Below are 16,720 nucleotides of genomic sequence, written 5' to 3' on the forward strand. Positions count from 1 at the left end.
TTCCGGTTCCCCCTCAGTCCAGTTTCCGGCCGGTCAGCGCGACGAAGGCGTCGTCGAGACTGGCCTGTTCCACCCGCAGCTCGCCCGCCACCACGTCGGCGCGGGCGAGGAACGACGTCACCGCCTGCAGCGCACCGGCGCCCCCGGTCACCACCAGGTGCGCGCCGCTGCGTTCGGCCTTGAGCACGTCCGGCAGCCCGGCCAGCTCCCGCGGATCGACCGGCGCGGACGGGCGGAACCGGATGCGCTGTTTCCCGCCGACCCGCCCGACCAGCCCCGCCGGAGTGTCGATCGCGACGACGCGCCCGGAGTCGATCACCGCGATCCGGTCGCAGAGCCGTTCCGCTTCCTCCATGAAATGCGTGACGAGCACGACCGTCACGCCCTCGGCGCGGACGGCTTCGACGAGGTCCCAGGTGTCGCGGCGGGCCTGCGGGTCGAGACCGGTGGTCAGCTCGTCGAGCACCACCACCTCGGGGCTGCCGATCAGCGCGAGCGCGATCGACACGCGCTGCTGCTGGCCGCCGGAAAGCTTGCGGTAGAAGGTGTTCCGCTGTTCGGTGAGCCCGAGCAGCCCCATCAGCCGCTCCGGATCCGCCGGCGTGCGGTACATCGCGGCGAACAGGTCGAGCACCTCGGCGACGCGCAGCCGGTCGGGCAGCCGGCTCTCCTGCAACTGGACGCCGAGGCGCTGGCGCAATTCCCGGACGTCGCGCTGCGGGTCGAGCCCGAGCACCGAAACGGTGCCGCCGTCGGGGGAGCGCAAGCCTTCGACGCATTCCACCGTGGTGGTCTTGCCCGCGCCGTTGGGGCCGAGGATCCCGAAGATCTCGCCCTGCTCCACGGTGAACGAAACGTCTTCCACCGCCGTTGTGCGGCGGTAGCGTTTCCTGAGGTTGCGCACCTCGATGACCGGCATGGCCTGCCGTCCCCTCTCGAATCAGCGATTGCTGTCTTCGAGAATTCCGGCTGGAGGGGCCGATCGGATCAGCGGAACGGCGCGACTTCCGGTCCACCGGCTGTAAGCCGCGCATCCACCGATCGGTGGATGCGGAAGTAGATCATCGGGTTGTCGCGCCCGGTGTGCACGATGCCGTCGACGCCGAGCTCTCGCCTCAGTTCGTTAAGGCAAGCGTACGCGTGCTTCGCTCTCGCGCGGGCCGCGGTGAAGTACGGAGTTTGCGTCTTTCCCAGCCAGCGCACCACTTCGGTGCCTTCCGTGAACGGCAGCGGGGTAGCGCGGTGGAACACGTCATGCACGCTCACCGCGGCGTCGATCTTCGGGAAGACCTCGGAGAGGTACCACCTCGCGAAGCGCGCGCCGTGGTCCGCGTCGATGAACAGATAGTCCACATCGGACAGCCAATCGCCGTCGAGTGTGCGCGCATCGCCCTGGCGGAACTCCCAGCGGCCCTTGGCCAGCGTGTGAGGGACGGTCTGGGTGGCGTTCCCGATGAGATCGATCGTGGTCAGCCTGCCGGTGCCGTTGTCGGCGAGCGCGCGCAGAAGCCAGCTCGTGGACCAGCCGTGCAGCGAGCCGATCTCCATGACTTTCTCCGGGCGCAGATGCCGCAGGAGCAGGTAGGTGATCTCTGCCTCGACGTCGTCCAGCTGCGTTTTCATCGCCGGATGCGCGCGGCGGTGCGCGCGCTGGGCGTCCTTCGCGGCGCGCAACGCTTCGGCGTGCTCGTGATAGAGCGCGCAGACGAGGTCGAGCGTCACCTGGTTCGCGGTTCGTTCCATGCCGCTGATCGTGGCCGGGCGAACCGCCGCGGGTAATCCGGCTGACCGCCGGGCGGGGTGGGGAATTCCCCCGTCCGCGGCTAGGGATGCCTGCGCCAGCCGAGCGTCATGTCCTTTGTGGACAGCCAGGCGGCGAGGTCGTAACCGTGCGCGGCGAGCCCCTCGACGGCGGCGTAGGCGACTTCGAGCGCGTACTCGCCTTCCTTCTCCGACAGCAGGTTTCCGGCGACGGCGGCGAGCAGCTCGTCGGTGTCGATTACCCGGACCGAGAGCTTGTCCTTGAGCACCAGGTCGAGGTAGAGGTCGGTGGCGACCCAGCGCGGGCCGTCGCGGTGCACGCGCACCACGTCGAGGTAGAAGTCCTGGTCGCGTTCGTGGCCGGGGCTGAACCAGAAATCGGTGATCCGCAGCCCCAGCTCCGGCAGCAGCCAGGACTCGAGGTAGTGGAACTGCGCCCGCCCCGGCGCCGGGCGTGCCAGGTACAGGCCGAACGGCTCCTCGCGGAACTCCTCCACGTCGCGGCGGATGCCCTTGTTGTCGATGTTCACGCGGGCGGCCGGGTCGAACGTCTCGACCTTCGGCGGGTGCAGATCGGTCATCCGCCCATCCTGCCCTGCCCGTGCCGTCCGCGAGAATCACCGGAACCCGGGTTAGGGGCCGGGCCGGGCGGGTTAAGGTTCCCCGGTCATTCGGTTCTCTGGGGGGACACTCGGTTGTTCGGGATCATCAGACCCTGCCGGCATCGGCTGGCCGGGCGGCTGCACGCGGAATGGATGGCGCACCTGTGCGGCCTGTGCCTGGCGCTGCGCGATCAGCACGGGCAGTTCGCCCGCGTCGTGACGAACTACGACGCGCTGATCGTGTCGGCGCTGGTCGAAGCGCAGACGCCGAGCGGACCCCGGCGCGCCGCGGGACCGTGTCCGCTGCGGTCGATGCGGTCGGCGTCGGTCGCGGTCGGCGGGGGTGCGCAGCTCGCCGCGGCGGTGTCGCTGGTGCTGGCTTCGGCGAAGGTCGACGACCACGTCGCCGACCGGGACGGCGCTTTCGCCCGGCGTCCGGTCGCGGGCGCGGCCCGGCTCGTCGCGCGCCGCTGGGCCGCGCAAGGCGGCCGGACGGGCGCGGGCATCGGTTTCGACACCGCGGTGCTGACCGAAGCGGTCGGCAGGCAAGGCGAGCTGGAACGCGCCATCCGCTCCGGAGACTCGCCGCTGCTGGCGACCGAACCGGCCGAGCTGGCGTCGTCCGCCGCGTTCGCGCAGACTGCGGTGCTCGCCGGACGCCCCGGCAACCGCGCGCCGCTCGCCGAGGCCGGCCGGCTGTTCGGCCGCGTGGCGCACCTGCTCGACGCGGTCGAGGACCTGGCTTCGGATGCCGCGTCCGGTTCGTGGAATCCGCTGCTGGCCACGGGGACCGCGCTGGACGAGGCACACCGGTTGTGCTCGGACGCGGTGCTCGGGGTGGAGCTTGCGTTGCGCGAGGCGGAGTTCACTGACTCGGCGTTGGTGCACGCGTTGCTGGTGCACGAGCTGAGGCAGGCGGTGCGGCGGGCGTTCGGACATCACCATTTGCACGGGCAGCAGCCGCCTCCGGGGTGGATCGGGCCGGGGCCGACGCCGCAGCAGTCGCCGTACGGGCCGGGGATCGGCGCGCCTGGGCAGGGAGGGCAGCCGGGGATGCCCGGGTACGGGCCGCCGCCGGGCTACGGCGCTCCGGTTCCTGGGCACGGACCTGCCGGAATGCCCGGTCCCGGCGGCCCGGGCGGACCTGCGGGGCCTGGCGGCCCGGGTGGGCCGGGTGGACCTGGCGGTCCGGACGGCCCCGAACCGCCGGAGGACCGGGGTTCGCTGGACGGCAAGGGCGGCGGCTGCTGGGTGCCGAAATTCGTGGTCCCGCCGGAGCGCCGGAACTTCTTCGCGGGCTGCGCGATCGCGACGTACATGTGCTGCTCCTGCCAGTTCTGCTGCCGCGACCCGTACCCCGGCCCGTGGAGCGGCAAACCGAACAGCGCCGGTTGCGACTGCGACTGCTGCAACGGCTGCGATTGCGATTGCTGCAGCTGCTGCGACGGATGCGACTGCTGCAGCTGCTGAGGAAGACCGCCCAGCCGCCGTCCCGGTCCGCGCACCCACGCCAGAAGCCCGTGAGGCTGCCCGGAAGAGTGCCGGATCCCCAGCTCAAGGCGGCCGTCGCGGAAATTGTCGGTGCCGCGGCCTACCCTGGTTCCCGTGGCTTTCGCAACCGAACACCCCGTCCTCGCCCAGTCCGACTTCCGCCCGGTCTCCGAGGTGCCTCGCGCCGGCGGCCGGTTCGAGGTCGTCAGCGAGTACCAGCCCGCCGGAGACCAGCCGGCGGCCATCGACGAGCTCGAACGCCGGATCAAGGCGGGCGAGAAAGACGTCGTGCTGCTCGGCGCCACCGGCACCGGCAAATCGGCCACCACCGCGTGGCTGATCGAGCGCGTCCAGCGGCCCACGCTGGTGATGGCCCCGAACAAGACGCTGGCCGCGCAGCTGGCGAACGAGCTGCGCGAGCTGTTCCCGCACAACGCGGTCGAATACTTCGTCAGCTACTACGACTACTACCAGCCCGAGGCGTACATCGCGCAGACGGACACCTACATCGAGAAGGACTCGTCGATCAACGACGACGTCGAACGGCTGCGCCACTCCGCCACGATGAATCTGCTCTCGCGGCGCGACGTCATCGTGGTCGCGTCGGTGTCCTGCATCTACGGCCTGGGCACACCGCAGTCGTACCTCGACCGGTCCACGAAGCTGGAGGTCGGCGCCACGGTGGAGCGCGACGTGCTGCTGCGCGCGCTGGTCGACGTGCAGTACTCGCGCAACGACATCGCCTTCGCGCGCGGCACGTTCCGCGTCCGCGGCGACACGGTCGAGATCATCCCGGCGTACGAGGAGCTGGCGATCCGCGTCGAGTTCTTCGGCGACGAGATCGACAAGCTGTACTACCTGCACCCGCTGACCGGCGACATCGTGCGCGAGGTCGACGAGGTCCGGATCTTCCCGGCCACGCACTACGTCGCCGGGCCGGAGCGGATGGAGAAGGCGATCCGCGGCATCGAGGCCGAACTGGAGGAACGCCTGGCCGAGCTGGAGAAGCAGGGCAAGCTGCTGGAGGCGCAGCGGCTCCGCATGCGCACCGCCTACGACATCGAGATGATGCGCCAGGTCGGCTTCTGCTCCGGCATCGAGAACTACTCGCGGCACATCGACGGCCGCGGCCCCGGCTCCGCGCCCGCCACGCTGATCGACTACTTCCCGGAAGACTTCCTGCTGGTCATCGACGAATCGCACCAGACGGTGCCGCAGATCGGCGGCATGTACGAGGGCGACATGAGCCGCAAGCGCAACCTCGTCGACTACGGGTTCCGGCTGCCCAGCGCGGTCGACAACCGGCCGCTGACCTGGGAGGAGTTTTCCGACCGGATCGGGCAGACGGTGTACCTGTCGGCGACGCCCGGCCCGTACGAGATGGGCCAGACCGGCGGCGAGTTCGTCGAGCAGGTCATCCGGCCCACCGGCCTGGTCGACCCGAAGGTGGTCGTGAAGCCCACCGAGGGCCAGATCGACGACCTGGTGCACGAAATCCGCGAGCGCGCGGAGAAGGACGAGCGCGTCCTGGTCACCACGCTCACCAAGAAGATGGCTGAGGACCTCACCGACTACTTGCTGGAGCTGGGCATCCGCGTCCGGTACCTGCACTCGGAGGTCGACACGCTGCGCCGGGTCGAGCTGCTGCGCCAGCTGCGCGCGGGCGACTACGACGTCCTGGTCGGCATCAACCTGCTGCGCGAGGGTCTCGACCTGCCCGAGGTGTCGCTGGTCGCGATCCTCGACGCGGACAAGGAGGGCTTCCTGCGCAGCGGCACGTCGCTGATCCAGACCATCGGCCGCGCGGCGCGGAACGTGTCCGGCGAGGTCCACATGTACGCGGACAAGATCACCGACTCGATGAAGTACGCGATCGACGAGACCGACCGCCGCCGCGCCAAGCAGGTCGCCTACAACGAGGAGCGCGGCCTCGACCCGCAGCCGCTGCGCAAGAAGATCGCCGACATCCTCGACCGCGTCTACCACGAAGCCGAAGACTCGGACGAGGCCGTCGCGGTCGGCGGCTCGGGCCGCAACGCCTCCCGCGGCAAGAAGCCGGAACAGGGCGACCGCGTCCGCAGCTCGGGCATGTTGACCGACAAGAACGTGTCGGCGATGCCGCGTGCCGAATTGGCCGACCTGATCCAGCAGATGACCGACCAGATGATGCAGGCCGCCCGCGACCTGCAGTTCGAACTGGCCGCCCGGCTGCGCGACGAGGTCGCCGACTTGAAGAAGGAACTGCGGGGGATGGACGCGGCCGGGATCAAATAACTACACCATCTCCGGTACCATTACTCCATGGCGATGAACATCAAGGACCCGGACGCGGAGCGTCTGGCGGCCGAGGTGGCCGAACTGACCGGCACCACGAAGACCGGCGCGGTCCGCGAGGCTCTCCAGCTGCGCCGGGACCAGTTGCGCAAGCACGAGAACGCCGAGCAACGGCTAAAGCAGATGCGCCGGGTGCTCGAGGAGGAGATCTGGCCGCTCATTCCACCCGAGGAACTGGGAAAGCCGATCTCCAAGGAGGAGTGGGAAGACATTCTCGGGTTCGGGCCGGGTGGCGTGTGATCATCGACAGTTCCGCGATCGTCGCGATTCTCCTGCGCGAGCCGGGCCACGATCTGCTCGAAGAGCGCCTCGCCGAGGCAACCGCGCCGAAAATCGGCGCGCCGACCTTGGTGGAGGTAGGCGTCGTCCTGACCGTGCGGCTCGGTTCCCGGGGGAGGCTTGCCCTGGCCCGGTTCATGCAGGACAACCACATCGCGGTCGTCCCCTTCACCGAGGAACACAGCGAGATCGCCACCGATGCTTTCAGCCAGTTCGGGAAGGGCCGTCATCCGGCGAAGCTGAATCTCGGCGACTGCTACAGCTACGCCACCGCCAAAATCGCCGGAGAACCGCTGCTCTGCATCGGCGACGACTTCCCGCACACCGACCTGGAGCTGGTCAAACTGGAGAGCTGACGACCACTCGGACCGGGAAACGGACCCCCGGCCCGGGGGTGCGCTCCGAACTGAGGCACCCCCGGTTCCCGGACCCTCGCTTCGACTTTCACAGAAACATGCGTCCGAAGCAATGGGTGTGCGGGCAGAAGCCGGGGCAAGAAAGTCTCTCGATCTCTCGCGAGCGAGCCGCGCGGACGGTCAGTGCTTCAACACCTTCTCCACGTACGCCTTCACCGCCGCCAGCGCCGGTTCCGATCGCCACAGCCGTTCCACCTGCGCGTCGTCGGACACGCGGTTCTCCGCGATCCGCTGGTGGTACGGCTGCCGCAGCTGCTGCTTCGTGTGCGCGAACGCCTCCGCGGGCAGTTCGCCGAGCCGGGCGGCCAATTCGCGCGCCCTGGTGAGCACGTCCTCGCCCGCCACGACCTCGTCGACCAGGCCGCGGGGGAGGGCATCGGCCATGGTGACCGTCGCGCCGCTGTAGATCAGCGACGGCAGCGGGGTCGTCCCGTAGGCGCAGCGCAGGATTTCCAGCGCCGACAACGGGAACGGCACGCCCACCAGCAGTTCCGTCACGCCGATGCGGCCGGGGCCGTCCGCGGCGATCCGGTGGTCGCACGCCGCCGCCAGGACCATGCCGCCCGCGATGGCGTGGCCGTTCACCGCCGCCACCACCGGGCGCGGGAAGCCGAAAACGGCCAGGAACGCGTCCGACAGCGCGGGCAGGAAATCGCTGACGTAGCGCGCGCCGCCCTCGTCGATCGCCAGCAGGTCCACTCCGGCGGAGAACATGTCGCCGGATCCGGTGAGCACGACCGCGCGCGCCCCGGCCGCGTCGGCCTCTTCGAGTCTGATCACCAGCTCTTTGCAGGTGGCGGTGTCGAGGGTGTTGCCGCGCCCGTGGTCGAGGGTCACGAGTGCGACGCCGGCATCGAGTTCGAGGTGGATCGTCACGCGCCGAACCGTACCGGACATCCGGCTCAGCTGGTGACGTCCTTGCGTGCGAACCGGCGGCCCGCCAGCAGCAGGAACACCGTCGTGTAGATGACCGACGACAGCACCCCGCTGGCCAGGTTCGTCCAGTCGATGTCAGTGGAGATCAAGTCGATCCAGGCGAACGAATAGTGCGTCGGGAGATAGTTCCGCAAGCCCTCCAAAGCGGTGATCTGGTCGAGGATCTGCGACAGGATCGCCACCAGCACCGTCCCGCCGACCGCGCCCAGCGGCGCCTCCGTCGAAACGCTCAGCAGCAGCGCGAGTCCGGCGACCCAGGCCAGTTGCACCACGATGTACGCGGTGGACATCAGCAGCGCCAGCAGGCTGTCGCCGAAGCTGACCGCGTCGCCGGTGGGGCTGATCGCGTCGCCCGCGCCGTACCAGATGATGCCGACCAGCAGCGAAACCACGGGCAGCAGCACCAGCGCGGCGATCGACAGCAGCCCGGACACCGCGGCCTTCTGCCGCAGCAGCCGGTGCCGCGGCACCGGGATCGCCAGCAGGTACTTGAGGCTCGACCACGACGATTCGCTCGCGATCGTGTCGCCGAAGAACAGCGCGACGATCATCGGCAGCAGGAACGTGCCGGACACGAAGAACGCGAGCACCACGAAGTTCGGCGCGCTCGCCGTCGCGAGGTCCACGAACCCGCCGGAACGGCGGTTCGGGCTGGACTGCCCGATCTGGAACGCCACCACGAGGATGAACGGCAGCACCGCGACGAAGGCCAGCACCAGCTGGGTCCGCCTGCGGCGCAGCTGCCGTTTCAGCTCCACGCCCAGCCGCAGCGTCCGGTCGGCGCGATAGCCCGCCACCGCGCCGTCCGGGCCGACCTCGGCCGGTTCCGCCGTGGCCAGTTCGCTCAGTTCCCGCAGGGCGGCCGGGTCGGTGTGGACTCCGCCGGAGCCGTTGGTGTCGTTCATGAGTTTTCTCCGACGAGCTGCTGGAACGGGTCTTCGAGACGGCGGCGCGGGCTGGTGGCCGGTTCGCTCAGTTCCCGCGGCGCGGCCGGGTCGGTGTGCACTCCGCCGGAGGCGTTGGCCTCGCTCATGAATCCTCTCCCACCAGCTGCAGGAACGCGTCTTCGAGCCGGCGCCGCGGCCCGGCCTGCTCCACCGCGACCCCGGCGCGCACGAGCGCCGCCACCGCGTCGGCGCGCGGCAGCCCGTCGAGATTCGCGTGCACCAGATCGCCGTCCGTTTCGATGTCCGACACCCCGCCGAGGCTCTTGAGCGCCGCGGCGGCCGCCGCCGGGTCGCCGACCCGGAACGTGGCCTCGCCGCTCGAGGCCGCCAGCTCGCCGACCTCGCCCGAGGCGACGAGCCTCCCGCGGTGCATGACCACCACGTGCGAACACGTCTGCTCGACCTCGGCCAGCAGATGGCTCGAGACGACGACGGTGCGCCCGGTGGCGGCGTAGCGCTGCAGGACTTCGCGCATCTGGTGGATCTGCGGCGGGTCGAGCCCGTTGGTCGGTTCGTCGAGCACCATCAGCTCCGGCAGCCCGAGCATCGCCTGCGCGATCGCGAGCCGCTGCCGCATGCCCTGGCTGTAGGTCTTCACCCGCCGGTGCACCGCGTCGCCGAGCCCGGCGATCTCCAGCGCCTCGGTGAAATGCGCCTTCTCGGCAGGCCGCCCGGTCGCCGCCCAGTACAGCTCCAGGTTCGCCTTGCCGGACAGATGCGGCAGGAACCCGGACCCCTCGACGAACGACCCGATCCGCGACAGCACCGGCGCGCCGGGCGCGATCCGGTGGCCGAACACGCGGATCTCGCCCGCGGTCGGCGTGATCAGGCCCATCAGCATCCGCAGCGTGGTCGTCTTGCCGGCGCCGTTCGGGCCGAGCAGGCCGAGCACCTGGCCCGGCTCGACGCGGAACGACAGGTCCCGCACAGCGGTGAACCCGCCCGCGTACTGCTTGCGCAGCCCCTTGATCACCAGGGGAGTGTTCGCGAGTTCCGGATCGACGTCGTGCGCCCGGCGACGGCGGATCGCCGCGACCGCCATGGCCGCGATCGCGACCAGCAGCGTCGCGCCGATGCCGATCAGCTGCCCGACCGGCAGCGGAGCGCCGACCGAAGCACCGGGCACCACCGGGACAGCGAGCCCGGCTCCCGGCGCGAGCTCGACCCGGAACACTCCCGGCTGCGCCGGCACCGAATACGCCTGATCCGTCGTGCCGACGACGAGTCGCAGCGAATGCCCGGAGTCGATCGGCCGCACGACACCGGGCAGCGTCACCGTGACGTCGACCGGCGTGCCGTCCGCGGGCAGCCCAGTGACCCGGAACGGCGCGACCGCGTTCGCGGGCAGCACGCGGGTGCCGTCCTGCCCGACGTCGTACAGCTTCGCGAACAGCACCGCTTCCGGCTGCGGATGCGCCGGATCGGCCGCGACCCGCAGCCGGACCGTGCTCGAACCGGACAGCAGTACCTGGCTGTCGAACGGCGCGGTGCCGAACTGCGCGGCCTGCCCCGGCGGGTCGCTGCTGAACAGCGGAGCCAGCCGGGCAGTGCTGGAGGCGAGCCCGTTCAGCCCGGGAATCCCGCTCACCGCCGCCGGATTCGCTCCCGCCGGCCGCACGATCGGCTGCGCCGGACCGCTGAGCGCCACCTGTTTCCGCTCGGTTCCCGCGCCGGCGAGCCCGGGGTAGGCGGCGGCGTTGACCGTCCGCACCGACGGGGTTCCGTTGGCGCGCAACGTGCCTTGGACGTCGTAGCTGAATCCGCGGCCCGGGTCGCCCTGTCCGGTGAGCGACGACCACAGGAAGTCGCCGATCTTCGCGCGCAGCTGCGGTCCGGGGATGCCGCCGTCGTGCCCGCCGGTGTACCAGATCGTGCGCACCGATCCGCCCGCCGCGGTGATTTGCCGGGCGGTGGCGTCGGACTGGTCGAGTCCGAACAGCGTGTCGCTCTCGCCCTGCACGAGCAGCGTCGGCGCGGTGATCTTCCCGGTGACTGACGAGGGGGACACCCGGTGCAGCAGCGCGACCGTCTCCGGACTGGCCTTGCCGGTGGTCGCCAGTTCCGCGTACGCCTTGCACACCGCCGCGGTGAACCGGCCGCACGGATCGGCGGACGGCCGCTCCGCTCGTGCTCCGGCCGGTGGCGCGGCGGCTTGCGGCACGGTGCCCCCGCTGTTCCCCGCGGTGCTGCCGTTGTCGTTGGTCTTCTGTCCCGCTTCGGGCGCTTCGGCGGACGGTGTGCTCGCCGCGGCCGCGCCCGACCCGGCGGAGAAGAAGATGCCCGCCCAGCTCTTCTTGAAGACGCCGTCGGGGGAGAACGCGCCAGCGGCCGGAGTCTTGGCCGACGGAGCGGTCGCCGCCGCGGCGTTAGGTACGAGCGCCTGGCCGAGGTCGTTGTAGGTGATCACCGGCGCGAGCGCGCGCACCCGGTGGTCCGTCCCGGCGAGCAGCAGCGAAAGCGAACCGCCGTAGGACGCCCCGGTCACGCCGATTTCGGGCGCGCCGTCGGAGCCGGTCGCCACGTCGTGGCTCGCCGCCAGCCGGTCGACCAGCCGCCGCGCGTCGGCGACCTCGCCGTCGGGATCGTTCAGCCCGATCTTGCCGGTGCTGTGCCCGAATCCGCGCGCGGACCAGGCGAGCACCACGAACCCGCGCTGGGCCAGCTCGCGCGCCTGCGGGTCCACACTGGACTTGTCGCCGCCGAAGCCGTGCGCGAGCAGCACCGCGGGCGCGGGCGTGTGTTCGGGGTAGTAGGTCGTGGTGTCGATCCGGACCTGATCGGGGGAACCGGGTCCAGCGGGCATCGACACGAAGGCGTCCTGGGTCCGGACCGGCGCGGGGCCGCGGTCGCGGGTCGCCCAGACAGTCACCGCGGCAGCGGCGACCAGCACCACGGCGGCGACGGCAGCGAGCCGGGAGCCGCGGCTGCGGGGAAGCGGGATTCGGGGCACGACGCGACGTTATGACGGTTTCGCTGAGAACGCGCACGCGACCTCACAAAGATCAGACACGGTTCACCCGCCCGGCTTCGACGGGACGGGCCGATTCCGGCATCCGGTGACGAATCCGGACAGTCGCCGGTTCACCCTTCCGATGCTCGCAGTGAGCAAGAAAACACGGCCGGTCCGGTGACGTAGGCAACCCCGGCTGGCGTTCGCAGCGCGTAACCGGCAGACTGAACGCGCTGTGAGGGGAGTATTCCTTCGCGGCGGTGTCGTCAGCACGGTGACCCGGCGAGTCATTCGCCGAAGTCCCCGGCACCGTCGGCCGGTCTCGCACCGGCGGGAGAGACCTCCGGTTAGTTGCTGCTGCGCACTATCCGGAGGTTTCTGAGATGACTGTCCCCCTGTGGCTGTGGTTCGCGACAGTCGGCGGGCTGCTCGCGCTGATCGCCATCGACCTGGTGATCGTCGACCACAAGCCGCACGAGGTGACCACCGGCGAGGCCGCGCGCTGGGTGATCTTCTACATCGCCTGCGCCGTCCTGTTCGGAGCCGGCGTCTGGTTCTTCGCCGGGCACGACCCGGGGGTCCAGTTCTTCACCGGGTACATCACCGAGTACTCGCTGAGCGTCGACAACCTCTTCATCTTCATGGTCATCATGGCCTCGTTCAAGGTGCCCGTGATCCACCAGCACCGCGTGCTGCTCGTCGGCATCCTGCTCGCGCTCGGCATGCGCAGCGTGTTCATCGCGGTCGGCGCGGCGCTGATCAACCAGTTCGTCTGGGTCTTCTTCGTCTTCGGCGCGGTGCTCGTGTGGACCGCGATCAGCATGCTGCGCGGCCACGGCGGCGGCGAGGAGGAGTACCACGAGAACGCGCTCACCCGCTGGGTGCGCAAGCTGTTCCCGGTCACCGACGACTACCGCGGCCACAAGTACCTGGTGAAGGAAGACGGCAAGCGCAAGATCACCCCGATGCTGCTGGTGATCGTCGCGATCGGCTCGGCGGACCTGCTGTTCGCGGTGGACTCCATCCCGGCCATCTTCGGCATCACCCAGGAGGCGTTCCTGGTCTTCACCGCCAACGCGTTCGCGCTGATGGGCCTGCGGCAGCTGTACTTCCTGCTCGGCGGGCTGGTCACGAAGCTCGTCTACCTCAGCTACGGGCTCGCGGTGATCCTCGCCTTCATCGGCGCGAAGCTGGTGGTGCACGCGCTGCACGAGTACCACCTCGCGCCGGACTGGCTGGACATCAGCAACTGGATGTCCCTCGGCGTGATCGTCGTGGTCCTGACCGTCACCACGGTGCTGAGCCTGGCGAAGGCCAAGCGCGACGAGCGGCGGGCGGTCGAGGTCAAATAGGTCGTTCGCCTTGCTAATGATCGGGTACGGTCGTCGGCATGCGTCCTGCCGACATCGAAGTCCTCGCCGTCCCCGGCCGTCCCGCGCTGCGCGGTGACCTCCTGCTCGCCGCGGTGAGCAGTCCCGACCTGGAAACCGACCAGTACCGCAGCGCGATCCGGCGGATCTCGCTGTCCGGCGGCGAATCCCCGTGGACGCGAGGTCCGCGCGATTCCGCTCCGGCGATCTCGCCGGACGGGCGGTGGGTCGCGTTCCTGCGCGCCGGAGACGGCAAGGGCGCCGAGGGCAGCCCGCAGGTGCACGTGATGCCCGTCGACGGCGGCGAATCCCGGAAGCTCACGTCGCTGCACCTCGGCGCGGACGCGCCGGTGTGGGCCCCGGATTCGCGCTGGCTCGCGTTCACCGCGCGGGAGGCCGAGCCGGGCCGCTACGGCACCGAGGACGCCGACGAGCGCACGCCGGAGCCCGCCGCCGAGGCGCCGCGGCTGATCACCCGGCTCGACTACCGCATCGACAACGTCGGTTTCCTGCGTGACCGGCCGAAGCGGCTGTACGTGCTCGACACCTTCGAAGAGGGCGAGCCGGAAGCGGTGACGCCGCGCGACTACAGCGTCAGCCAGCCGGTCTGGACACCGGACGGCGAGCGCGTCGTCGTAGTCGTTCCGCACGACTTCGACCGGATCGAAACGCGCGAGGACGACCTCGTCGCGTTCCCGGTCGACGGCGGCGAACCCGAGGTGCTCGCCGTCTGCGCCGGGTACGCCGATCAGCCGGTGTACGGGCCGGACGGCACGCTCTACTTCTTCGGCACCTCTCATGCGGACGGCGTCGTCGCTTCCAACAACGGGCTGTATGCCGTTGCGCCGGAAGGAAAACCGCGTCGGCTGACCGATGTGGAGACGGTCGACGTCGAAATCGGCTCCGGCCCGGCGATTCCGCTCGGCGACGAGGTACTGGTCGCCGTGCGCAACCGCGGCGCGGTGGACCTGCGGGCGGTTCCGACGGATGCCGACGGCGCGAAGCTCGACGATCTGCGCGTGCTGCACGCCGGGCACTCGGCGGTCCACGGATTCGCGGCGGACGGCGAAACTGTCGTCGCGGTAGTGGCCGGCCCGGACACCGCGGGCGAGCTGGTGGTGCTGGGCTCCGACGGTCCGCGTGCGCTCACTGATTACTCGAAGCCGTTGCGGGACAAGGGTCTTTGCGAGGTAGTGGAGCTGGAAACGACCGCGCCGGACGGCTATCCGGTGCACGGCTGGCTCGTCCTGCCGGAGGGCGAGGGACCGCATCCAGTGCTGCGCGTGGTGCACGGCGGGCCGTTCGCCCAGCAGGAGTGGACGGTGTTCGACGAGGCGCAGGTGTACGCGTCGGCCGGGTTCGCGGTCGTGCTCGGCAACCCGCGCGGCTCGGCCGGGTACGGGCAATCGCACGGTACTTCGGTGGTGCACAACCTGGGCACCGTGGACGTCGACGACGTGCTCGCGCTGCTCGACAAGGCGCTGGAGCGGCCGGACCTCGACTCCTCGCGGACCGGGATCATGGGCGGGTCCTACGGCGGGTTCATGACGAGCTGGGTCGCCGCGAAGCATCCGGACCGGTTCCGCGCGGCGTGGAGCGAGCGCGCGGTGAACGCGTGGGATTCCTTCGCCGGCAGTTCCGACATCGGCTACTACTTCACCGAGGCCTACGTCGGCGCGGACCCGGCGGAGCAGCGCTTCCGGAGCCCGCTCGGCTACGCCTCCGACGTGCGGATCCCGTTCGCCGTGGTGCATTCCGAGCAGGACTGGCGGTGCCCGCTGGAGCAGGCCCAGCGGCAGTTCGTGGCGCTGCGCCAGGCCGGCGTCGAGACGGAATTCCTGCTGTTCCCCGGCGAGGGGCACGAGCTGACGCGCTCGGGCAAGCCGCGGCACCGGGTGCAGCGGTTCGAGGCGGTGCTGGCCTGGTGGGCCCGGCACCTCAGCTGAGCAGCGTGTAGTTCAGCTCCTCGCACACCCGCCCGAGCGGCACGTCGAGCCCCGGATGGTCCAGCGGAAGCAGGACGTCCGGGGCGATCGGCAGCGCCGCGCCCGCGGGCGGGTCCCACAGGCACACCGAGGGCTTGCCCGCGTCCATCGACGAGCGGTACCAGAGCCCGTCGAGGTCCGGCATCGCGCCGCGGATCGCCCGCGCCCACGCCTGGGTGATCTTCTTCGGGCCGCTGGAGATCTCCTGCGACGCGCCGACCCGGGTCGGCCACAGCCCGGTGAGGTCGAGCAGCCGCAGCACCCGCGTCGGGCGCACCACGACCAGCCGGGGCCCGCGCGTCGTGCGGTCGACCGTGGAGGTCGTCTGAAACACCTCGGCGACGCTCGTGCGCACGGTCAGGCCGAAATACAGCACGCCGTTGCCCGGGTCGGTGACCGGACGGCCGCCGCGGCCGGGCGTCTGCTGGTCGAACCGGCCGTGCGGGAGCGGGCCGGTGTAGCGGAAGGTGTTCCACTGCTGCGGATGGTTGCCGTGCGCGGTGAAGATGCGGACCAGCCGGGTCTCGGGCTGCACCGAAACCACGTCGTGGCTGCGGTCCAGCCCCTTGACCAGAGCCGACCGCGCCGGAGGCGAGGGGAGCCGGGCCATGCGGGGGAGGTTGTCCGTCCTGTGTCGGGGCAGGGGGCGGGCCTGGCGCTCGGCGGGCGGAGCGGGCGCAGGCGGAGTGGATCAGCGGGTCAGAACGGCGTGCCGAGCGTGGCCACGAGCCGCGCCACCTGCTCGGGGTCGCCGCCGGCGAGCAGCCACTGCCGCGGCGTGGCCGGCCGGTCGCTGATCACCAGGTCGGACTGCGGGGTGTTCATGAAAGCGGCGACGACCAGCGCGGGCTGGTCCTCGGGGACGGCGCGCAGCACGGTTTCGAGGCCGGGCAGCACGCCCGCGCCATTGAACTGCCACGCGGGCAGCCGCCAGCCCTGGTCCTTCCAGCCGGTGAGCCTGCCTTCCTTGAGGCGGTGCCGGATCCGGCTGTCGTCGACGTTCAGCATCTCGGCGGCCTGGCCGACCGACAGCGCGGAATCGGCGAGCACCGCGTGCGCGGCGACGGTGCGCGCGCGGAAGTCCGGTTCGCCCTCGCCTCGCGGGCTCAGGTCGAGGCCTGCGTCGGCGAGCGCGGCCCGCTGATCAGGGGAGAAATAGTGCGAGGGGTCGGGGTTGGGCGGCGACAGCCGGCGGGCCGCGTCCTCCACGAGCGTGAGAAACTCGTTCGCGTCGGCCTTGAGGCCGGCTCTGGCGAGAACGTTCTCGAGGGCTATCGACATACGCTCAGCCTAGCGCGTGTGTGCGGCTTCGTGCGGTTTCTCGCCTTTTTGTGGGTGAATTCACCAAAGATCGACACGCATCGCACAGAAGTAAACACGATGCGTAGGCGAGTTCGGGACAGTCTGCCTCGCACCGGGTCGGTTGTCCAGGCTTTCGAGTGCTTGACACTCCCGGACCGCCGATTTACGTTGCGAACGAGTAATCGGTTTCCCGCCCTCGGGTGCGGCCCGTGCTCCGCCGTCCGCGGCGGAAGCTGGGGGGACAGGGGGTGGGGCGGGGGGGGGGGGGGGGGGGGGGGGGGGGGGGGGGGGGGGGGGGGGGGGGGGGGGGGGGGGGGGGGGGGGGGGGGGGGGGGGGGGGGGGGGGG

15 protein-coding genes are annotated in these 16,720 nt (G+C 70.6%); 6 read left to right on the forward strand and 9 right to left on the reverse strand.

The annotated features are described in order from the left end of the window. Window positions 1-13: 13 nt before the first annotated feature. The 3 genes from ACZ63D_RS41870 to ACZ63D_RS41880 all read right to left on the reverse strand — a co-directional run bounded on the left by ACZ63D_RS41870 (window position 14) and on the right by ACZ63D_RS41880 (window position 2,342). Window positions 14-919: an ABC transporter ATP-binding protein gene (locus tag ACZ63D_RS41870; protein ID WP_465359880.1), complete on the reverse strand. Its 906-nt coding sequence runs from the start codon at window positions 917-919 to the stop codon at window positions 14-16. 68 nt (window positions 920-987) lie between these two features. Continuing rightward, complete coding sequence (locus tag ACZ63D_RS41875; protein WP_465359881.1) at window positions 988-1,743, reverse strand: class I SAM-dependent methyltransferase; 756 nt, start codon at window positions 1,741-1,743, stop codon at window positions 988-990. An 80-nt stretch (window positions 1,744-1,823) separates the two neighbouring features. Next, entirely contained in the window at window positions 1,824-2,342 is a 519-nt protein-coding gene (locus ACZ63D_RS41880; protein WP_465359882.1) for a ribonuclease FAU-1 family protein, read from the reverse strand. A 114-nt stretch (window positions 2,343-2,456) separates the two neighbouring features. On the opposite strand from ACZ63D_RS41880, the gene ACZ63D_RS41885 reads away from it, so the two are divergent. The 4 genes from ACZ63D_RS41885 to ACZ63D_RS41900 all read left to right on the forward strand — a co-directional run bounded on the left by ACZ63D_RS41885 (window position 2,457) and on the right by ACZ63D_RS41900 (window position 6,823). Further along, the gene (locus tag ACZ63D_RS41885; RefSeq protein ID WP_465359883.1) at window positions 2,457-3,833 is read left to right on the forward strand and encodes a DUF5685 family protein; all 1,377 of its coding nucleotides are present in this window, start codon (window positions 2,457-2,459) and stop codon (window positions 3,831-3,833) included. 135 nt (window positions 3,834-3,968) lie between these two features. Continuing rightward, window positions 3,969-6,128, forward strand: coding sequence for an excinuclease ABC subunit UvrB (gene uvrB / locus ACZ63D_RS41890; RefSeq protein WP_465359884.1), 2,160 nt, complete (start codon window positions 3,969-3,971; stop codon window positions 6,126-6,128). A 27-nt stretch (window positions 6,129-6,155) separates the two neighbouring features. Beyond that, window positions 6,156-6,428 carry a type II toxin-antitoxin system VapB family antitoxin gene (locus ACZ63D_RS41895; protein WP_465359885.1) on the forward strand — a complete coding sequence of 91 codons (273 nt, stop codon included), beginning with the start codon at window positions 6,156-6,158 and terminating at the stop codon, window positions 6,426-6,428. Further along, window positions 6,425-6,823 carry a type II toxin-antitoxin system VapC family toxin gene (locus ACZ63D_RS41900; RefSeq protein ID WP_465359886.1) on the forward strand — a complete coding sequence of 133 codons (399 nt, stop codon included), beginning with the start codon at window positions 6,425-6,427 and terminating at the stop codon, window positions 6,821-6,823. The genes ACZ63D_RS41895 and ACZ63D_RS41900 overlap by 4 nt, the downstream gene beginning before the upstream one ends. A 180-nt stretch (window positions 6,824-7,003) precedes the next feature. Here ACZ63D_RS41900 and ACZ63D_RS41905 read toward each other — a convergent pair whose 3' ends face one another. From ACZ63D_RS41905 to ACZ63D_RS41920, 4 genes are read right to left on the reverse strand one after another with little or no spacing between them, the layout of a single operon-like run. After that, entirely contained in the window at window positions 7,004-7,759 is a 756-nt protein-coding gene (locus ACZ63D_RS41905; protein ID WP_465359887.1) for an enoyl-CoA hydratase/isomerase family protein, read from the reverse strand. Between the two features lie 26 nt (window positions 7,760-7,785). Continuing rightward, window positions 7,786-8,724 (reverse strand): ABC transporter permease, encoded by a 939-nt coding sequence (locus ACZ63D_RS41910; protein ID WP_465359888.1) that lies wholly within the window; start codon window positions 8,722-8,724, stop codon window positions 7,786-7,788. Next, window positions 8,721-8,852, reverse strand: a complete 132-nt coding sequence (locus tag ACZ63D_RS41915; RefSeq protein ID WP_465359889.1) for a hypothetical protein — start codon at window positions 8,850-8,852, stop codon at window positions 8,721-8,723. The genes ACZ63D_RS41910 and ACZ63D_RS41915 overlap by 4 nt, the downstream gene beginning before the upstream one ends. Beyond that, complete coding sequence (locus tag ACZ63D_RS41920) at window positions 8,849-11,716, reverse strand: alpha/beta fold hydrolase (protein WP_465359890.1); 2,868 nt, start codon at window positions 11,714-11,716, stop codon at window positions 8,849-8,851. The genes ACZ63D_RS41915 and ACZ63D_RS41920 overlap by 4 nt, the downstream gene beginning before the upstream one ends. 383 nt (window positions 11,717-12,099) lie before the next feature. Between ACZ63D_RS41920 and ACZ63D_RS41925 the strand changes: the two genes are divergently transcribed. After that, window positions 12,100-13,068: a TerC family protein gene (locus tag ACZ63D_RS41925; protein ID WP_465359891.1), complete on the forward strand. Its 969-nt coding sequence runs from the start codon at window positions 12,100-12,102 to the stop codon at window positions 13,066-13,068. 38 nt (window positions 13,069-13,106) lie between these two features. Next, entirely contained in the window at window positions 13,107-15,032 is a 1,926-nt protein-coding gene (locus ACZ63D_RS41930; RefSeq protein ID WP_465359892.1) for a S9 family peptidase, read from the forward strand. Here the strand turns inward: ACZ63D_RS41930 and ACZ63D_RS41935 are convergent. After that, window positions 15,025-15,681, reverse strand: coding sequence for an RES family NAD+ phosphorylase (locus ACZ63D_RS41935; RefSeq protein WP_101439344.1), 657 nt, complete (start codon window positions 15,679-15,681; stop codon window positions 15,025-15,027). The genes ACZ63D_RS41930 and ACZ63D_RS41935 overlap by 8 nt on opposite strands. Before the next feature lie 89 nt (window positions 15,682-15,770). Next, the gene (locus ACZ63D_RS41940; protein WP_452081853.1) at window positions 15,771-16,352 is read right to left on the reverse strand and encodes a DNA-binding protein; all 582 of its coding nucleotides are present in this window, start codon (window positions 16,350-16,352) and stop codon (window positions 15,771-15,773) included. Window positions 16,353-16,720 lie beyond the last annotated feature (368 nt).

The organism is Amycolatopsis sp. NPDC104775, assembly GCF_055583325.1.

Bases quoted from the DNA above. Each gene is read 5' to 3' on its own strand.
- ACZ63D_RS41870 (WP_465359880.1), bottom strand. From the start codon at position 919: ATGCCGGTCATCGAGGTGCGCAACCTCAGGAAACGCTACCGCCGCACA.
- ACZ63D_RS41875 (WP_465359881.1), bottom strand. From the start codon at position 1,743: ATGGAACGAACCGCGAACCAGGTGACGCTCGACCTCGTCTGCGCGCTC.
- ACZ63D_RS41880 (WP_465359882.1), bottom strand. From the start codon at position 2,342: ATGACCGATCTGCACCCGCCGAAGGTCGAGACGTTCGACCCGGCCGCC.
- ACZ63D_RS41895 (WP_465359885.1), top strand. From the start codon at position 6,156: ATGGCGATGAACATCAAGGACCCGGACGCGGAGCGTCTGGCGGCCGAG.
- ACZ63D_RS41910 (WP_465359888.1), bottom strand. From the start codon at position 8,724: ATGAACGACACCAACGGCTCCGGCGGAGTCCACACCGACCCGGCCGCC.
- ACZ63D_RS41915 (WP_465359889.1), bottom strand. From the start codon at position 8,852: ATGAGCGAGGCCAACGCCTCCGGCGGAGTGCACACCGACCCGGCCGCG.
- ACZ63D_RS41925 (WP_465359891.1), top strand. From the start codon at position 12,100: ATGACTGTCCCCCTGTGGCTGTGGTTCGCGACAGTCGGCGGGCTGCTC.
- ACZ63D_RS41930 (WP_465359892.1), top strand. From the start codon at position 13,107: ATGCGTCCTGCCGACATCGAAGTCCTCGCCGTCCCCGGCCGTCCCGCG.
- ACZ63D_RS41935 (WP_101439344.1), bottom strand. From the start codon at position 15,681: ATGGCCCGGCTCCCCTCGCCTCCGGCGCGGTCGGCTCTGGTCAAGGGG.
- ACZ63D_RS41940 (WP_452081853.1), bottom strand. From the start codon at position 16,352: ATGTCGATAGCCCTCGAGAACGTTCTCGCCAGAGCCGGCCTCAAGGCC.